The organism is Tumebacillus avium, from assembly GCF_002162355.1.
GTDB classification, from domain to species: Bacteria; Bacillota; Bacilli; order Tumebacillales; family Tumebacillaceae; genus Tumebacillus_A; species Tumebacillus_A avium.
Genome location: NZ_CP021434.1, coordinates 1,720,001 through 1,725,000, shown reverse-complemented (window position 1 = coordinate 1,725,000; position 5,000 = coordinate 1,720,001). Strand labels below are relative to the sequence as shown.

Here is a 5,000-nt window from a genome sequence, read left to right as displayed (position 1 = left end):
CGGCATGCTGATCCGCGATTACTAGCAATTCCAGCTTCATGCAGGCGAGTTGCAGCCTGCAATCCGAACTGTGAGCGGCTTTTTGGGATTGGCTCCGCCTCGCGGCATCGCAACCCTTTGTACCGCCCATTGTAGCACGTGTGTAGCCCAAGACATAAGGGGCATGATGATTTGACGTCATCCCCGCCTTCCTCCGGTTTGTCACCGGCAGTCAATTGTGAGTGCCCAACTAAATGATGGCAACACAATTTAGGGGTTGCGCTCGTTGCGGGACTTAACCCAACATCTCACGACACGAGCTGACGACAACCATGCACCACCTGTCACCGCTGCCCCGAAGGGAAGGTCTATCTCTAAACCGGTCAGCGGGATGTCAAGTCTTGGTAAGGTTCTTCGCGTTGCTTCGAATTAAACCACATGCTCCACTGCTTGTGCGGGCCCCCGTCAATTCCTTTGAGTTTCAGTCTTGCGACCGTACTCCCCAGGCGGAGTGCTTAATGCGTTAGCTTCGGCACTGAGGGTGGTACCCCCCAACACCTAGCACTCATCGTTTACGGCGTGGACTACCAGGGTATCTAATCCTGTTTGCTCCCCACGCTTTCGCGCCTCAGCGTCAGAAATCGGCCAGCAAGGCGCCTTCGCCACAGGTGTTCCTCCACATCTCTACGCATTTCACCGCTACACGTGGAATTCCCCTTGCCTCTCCGATCCTCAAGCCATCCCGTATCCAAGGCAATCCCAAGGTTGAGCCTTGGGCTTTCACCCCGGACGCAAATGGCCGCCTGCGCGCGCTTTACGCCCAGTAATTCCGGACAACGCTTGCCCCCTACGTATTACCGCGGCTGCTGGCACGTAGTTAGCCGGGGCTTCCTCCTCTGTTACCGTCAGGGTGTGAGCATTCTCTTCTCACACTTGTTCTTCACAGAAGACAGAATTTTACAACCCGAAGGCCTTCATCATTCACGCGGCGTTGCTCCATCAGGCTTGCGCCCATTGTGGAAGATTCCCTACTGCTGCCTCCCGTAGGAGTCTGGGCCGTGTCTCAGTCCCAGTGTGGCCGGTCACCCTCTCAGGTCGGCTACGCATCGTCGCCTTGGTGAGCCGTTACCTCACCAACTAGCTAATGCGCCGCGGGCCCATCCGACAGTGAAGCGAAAGCTTCTTTCTCTTCTCCCTCATGCGAAGGAGAAGCCTATCCGGTATTAGCACTCGTTTCCAAGCGTTATCCCGGTCTGTCGGGCAGGTTGCCCACGTGTTACTCACCCGTCCGCCGCTAACATCTTCGGAGCAAGCTCCGAATCAGTCCGCTCGACTTGCATGTATTAGGCACGCCGCCAGCGTTCGTCCTGAGCCAGGATCAAACTCTCAATAAAAGTTGTTCAACCGAAGTTGAGAAAGTTTGTATCTTGACTCGCGTCATCTCTCTGTAACACTCGTTTAGTTTTCAAGGATCAAGTACAGGATGTACATTGTCCAACGTTGCGACAGGACGTCGCGTTCTTAGTTGGGCTACCACCGCGATGTCTCAGCGGCGACGTTTTCTAGATTAACACGTTCGCTATTCAAAAGTCAACAGGAACTTTTTCTTTTTTCATCACCGCGTATCTCTCGCGGCGACAAGAGCTATCTTATCATGTCCGGCCATTTGCCTCCACCCTTCAGCTCGAACAAAAGAAAACAAATTCTGCGGCTGCCAACGCCACAAATTGCCCAAGCTCCATTTTTCAAAGAATCGCTGGACTGCGCTAAGATCGGAAGACAAAAAAAGACCTGATCACAAGGATCAGGTCTTTACGTTGGTGGCTCGGGACGGAATCGAACCGCCGACACGAGGATTTTCAGTCCTCTGCTCTACCGACTGAGCTACCGAGCCATATTGAATTTGTAAAGTAAAGTGGCGGAGCTGACGGGATTCGAACCCGCGGTCTCCCGCGTGACAGGCGGGCATGTTAGGCCACTACACCACAGCTCCAAGTAAAATGGTGGAGGTTGACGGGATCGAACCGCCGACCCTCTGCTTGTAAGGCAGATGCTCTCCCAGCTGAGCTAAACCTCCATGGTGACTCGTACGGGATTCGAACCCGTGAATGCCGCCTTGAAAGGGCGGTGAGTTAAGCCGCTTCTCCAACGAGCCATGAAAATGGTGCCTTTTACCGGAATCGAACCGATGACCTCATCCTTACCATGGATGCGCTCTACCTACTGAGCTAAAAAGGCGTATCTGGCTCCTCAAACAGGACTCGAACCTGTGACCATCCGATTAACAGTCGGGCGCTCTACCAACTGAGCTATTGAGGAACAATGGTGGAGATAAGCGGATTCGAACCGCTGACCCCCTGCTTGCAAGGCAGGTGCTCTACCAACTGAGCTATACCCCCAAGGTGAAAATGGCGTGCCCAGAGAGATTCGAACTCCCGGCCTTTTGATTCGTAGTCAAACGCTCTATCCAGCTGAGCTATGGGCACATATTTTTTTGTAAAACAGTGGTGAGCCATGAAGGACTCGAACCTTCGACCCACTGATTAAAAGTCAGTTGCTCTACCAACTGAGCTAATGGCTCACATGGTGGAGAGAGAAGGATTCGAACCTTCGAAGCTTTCGCAACGGATTTACAGTCCGCCCCATTTGGCCGCTTTGGTATCTCTCCATGTTGACTTGCATCAGGTGTTTCTCATTTCGTTCACCGCGTGTCTCTCGCGGCGACAGGACTTATAATATCACGGACAACCTCACCGCACAATCACTTTTTTTCGACAAAAAACGACAAACCAGCAATCCATCAAATGCAAGCTCCTCAGTTCAAGCCCAATCTGCATCATTCAGCCCGCCCCGCTCACATCTGACGCAAGAAGGAACTGGAAACTGTCCGGGCGTTTTTTGCCTGACCTGTAAGGGGATACTCGTGATGTCACATCAGGAGGTGTACCCTATGAACTTGAAAAAAAGCACTCGTTGCTTCCTGCTCTGCTCCCTGTTCTGTCTGGCCCTCGGGAGCGGTAACAGCATGGCAGCATCTGAGCTCCTCGCATCCACCGAAGTCAGCGAAACGGTCACCAAGCCGGTCACCTTAAGCTTCAAACCGGCAGAGACTTCCCGCGAAATTCGCAAAGTGAACGTGCCCGCCGCCAACTTCCCGTTAACGCCGGAAAAAGCGTTAAGCCACCTGGCCGATGCAGACAAACTTTTAGGCACCCGCCTGACCAATCGGGGGATCGTGCTGCTGTACAGCAAGAAGAGCGACAAGCAAAACTTCTATTCTGCTTTTCTCTCCCCGAAATCCCTCTTTGAGCTCGGCGAAACCGGCACCAAAACATCGCTCGACCTGACCGACATCAGCATCAGCACGGTGTGGGGCGCAGGCGTGCCGATGTTGCGCATCGCCGGAACGTTTGGCGCCAATGTGGAGGAGACCAACTACTTCTATCTGGTCAACCAGGAGATCCGCCCCCTGCTCGTCGCGTCCGGGAACATCATCGAAGTGGACCTCGACCAGGACAAAACGCCGGAGCTGATCTCCACAGGCGGCACTCCGCAAGTGAGCGTGCTTTACCGCTACAAAGGCGGCCGCGTCGAGGAAGCCAATCTCAACGACCAGTTGGACGCCTCCTCGATCCAGCCGCGCCGGGCGGGCAATACGGTGGTATTCGATGTCTGGTACAAAGGCAAGACCAAACCGCTGACCTTCCGTTATCACAAAGGCACCTTGCAGCCTGTCACCCCGTAATCCATCCGCACGACAAAAGACACCCGGGCAGCTTCTCGCCGCGGGTGTCTTTGCCTATGCCCGGATCAACTTTTTAACAGCTCAATGCGCACGGCGTTGCGGTCGGTCGGTTTGCCGATCGCCTGCCAGGCCCAATAGGTCAGCTCCACCCCGCGCCCGCGCGGCGCTTCATCGGTGACGCGCACGACGACCGATCGGTTGTTTTTCAGGTTGGTGACGCGCAGGAAATGGTTTTTGTATTTCGTGTACCAGCCGTTCGAACGGGTGATCGCGCAGGTCAGGTCGCAGCCGTGCAGAATCTCAAACTCATCTTCATCTTCAAAATACGCGGTGAACGGGTTGGAGATATTCTCCGGGCGATATCCGAGTTCCTCACACTTCGGCGAGTGTGTGCCGCCGGAGCGGCCTTGGCAGGGGTGGGCGTAGACGGCGCAGTATGCTTTGTCGGCGATCACCGTCTCGATCGCGTCCGTTTGATTGTGCGGGATATACAGGAGATAACAGCGCAGCGGATGTTTGCGCCGCCCCGAAGCGTCGGGAAAATGCAGCTCGATCGCACGGCGAATCCGGTTCGTCACCACCAAAGCTGTCACCCACGGCACGTTCGTATCGGTGCTTTCAAATTCGAAAACGACGGTCTGTTTGTCAGGTTCGGGCGAATCCACCCAGTCGACCGGCGGGTACATATTGCGGTCGACCGCTTTGCGCTTCGGGTTATGAAAATGGGTTCGGCCCTTGTTTTTCCGCACGGTTGGACAAATGATCCCATAATACAGCTTGTCGTCTTTCCCCATCACCGACGGGGTCAGAAAATCCAAATCCCGGTCTCCGTCCTGAAAAATCCGGTTCAGACGCTCCGCCATCTTTTCCGCTCGTTTCTTGTCTTTCAACTGGTAGACATTTTGATCGTTGACACGGACCATAAATTCCGCGCCGGCGGGGACAACTGCCGCCTTGTTTTTGGCCATTTCAGAAGGTGCACCTCCATCACAAAGCACTTTGACATTCACAGGATAGTCATTTACTCGGCAAAGCGTGACATCAGTCACCAAATTTCGCCAGTTTGACTACTGTAAAGTAATGAATGGCTGCGTGAGGAGGGAACTGTGTGCGCAAACATACGGCTGATGTGTGTCGGGTGTTTGGGAACTCGTATTTGGTTGTCGTCGATGGTCAACCGATCTATCAGACGCAGCACGCTTTCACGGCGGGACGGATGGCGGAGCGTCTGCAGCGCGTGTTTGATGAAGCCCGGCGACTCGATGGGCTGACGGTC

The 5,000-nt window shown here is 54.5% G+C and carries 3 protein-coding genes, 10 tRNA genes and 1 rRNA gene (2 of these 14 running past the window's edge); 2 read left to right on the top strand and 12 right to left on the bottom strand.

The genetic code is table 11. The annotated features are described in order from the left end of the window. The 11 genes from CBW65_RS08050 to CBW65_RS08000 all read right to left on the bottom strand — a co-directional run. A 16S ribosomal RNA gene (locus CBW65_RS08050) occupies positions 1–1,373 on the bottom strand (it extends 174 nt beyond the left edge of the window). A gap of 424 nt (positions 1,374–1,797) precedes the next feature. Next, a tRNA-Phe gene (locus CBW65_RS08045) sits at positions 1,798–1,873 on the bottom strand. A 22-nt stretch (positions 1,874–1,895) separates the two neighbouring features. Then, positions 1,896–1,972: transfer RNA gene (locus tag CBW65_RS08040), tRNA-Asp, on the bottom strand. Positions 1,973–1,980: 8 nt separating this feature from the next. Next, positions 1,981–2,056: transfer RNA gene (locus CBW65_RS08035), tRNA-Val, on the bottom strand. A gap of 1 nt (position 2,057) precedes the next feature. Further along, positions 2,058–2,134, bottom strand: a tRNA-Glu gene (locus CBW65_RS08030). Between the two features lie 7 nt (positions 2,135–2,141). Further along, positions 2,142–2,217 (bottom strand) — tRNA-Thr (locus CBW65_RS08025). A gap of 5 nt (positions 2,218–2,222) precedes the next feature. Continuing rightward, positions 2,223–2,298: transfer RNA gene (locus CBW65_RS08020), tRNA-Asn, on the bottom strand. A gap of 4 nt (positions 2,299–2,302) precedes the next feature. After that, positions 2,303–2,378: transfer RNA gene (locus CBW65_RS08015), tRNA-Ala, on the bottom strand. Positions 2,379–2,388: 10 nt separating this feature from the next. After that, positions 2,389–2,465, bottom strand: a tRNA-Arg gene (locus CBW65_RS08010). Between the two features lie 19 nt (positions 2,466–2,484). Further along, positions 2,485–2,560, bottom strand: a tRNA-Lys gene (locus CBW65_RS08005). Positions 2,561–2,563: 3 nt separating this feature from the next. Next, positions 2,564–2,647: transfer RNA gene (locus CBW65_RS08000), tRNA-Tyr, on the bottom strand. A 282-nt stretch (positions 2,648–2,929) separates the two neighbouring features. Here CBW65_RS08000 and CBW65_RS07995 point away from each other — a divergent pair. Beyond that, positions 2,930–3,724, top strand: coding sequence for a hypothetical protein (locus CBW65_RS07995; RefSeq protein ID WP_087456412.1), 795 nt, complete (start codon positions 2,930–2,932; stop codon positions 3,722–3,724). 65 nt (positions 3,725–3,789) lie between these two features. On the opposite strand, the gene CBW65_RS07990 is transcribed toward CBW65_RS07995, so the two are convergent. Further along, positions 3,790–4,692: an RlpA-like double-psi beta-barrel domain-containing protein gene (locus CBW65_RS07990; protein ID WP_087456411.1), complete on the bottom strand. Its 903-nt coding sequence runs from the start codon at positions 4,690–4,692 to the stop codon at positions 3,790–3,792. Positions 4,693–4,832: 140 nt separating this feature from the next. Here CBW65_RS07990 and CBW65_RS07985 point away from each other — a divergent pair, with 140 nt between their 5' ends. Next, a protein-coding gene (locus CBW65_RS07985) for a hypothetical protein (protein ID WP_087456410.1) crosses the window boundary here: on the top strand, positions 4,833–5,000 show its start. 825 nt of this gene lie beyond the right edge of the window; the window shows 168 of its 993 coding nt (coding positions 1–168); the start codon lies at positions 4,833–4,835; its stop codon lies off the right edge, out of view.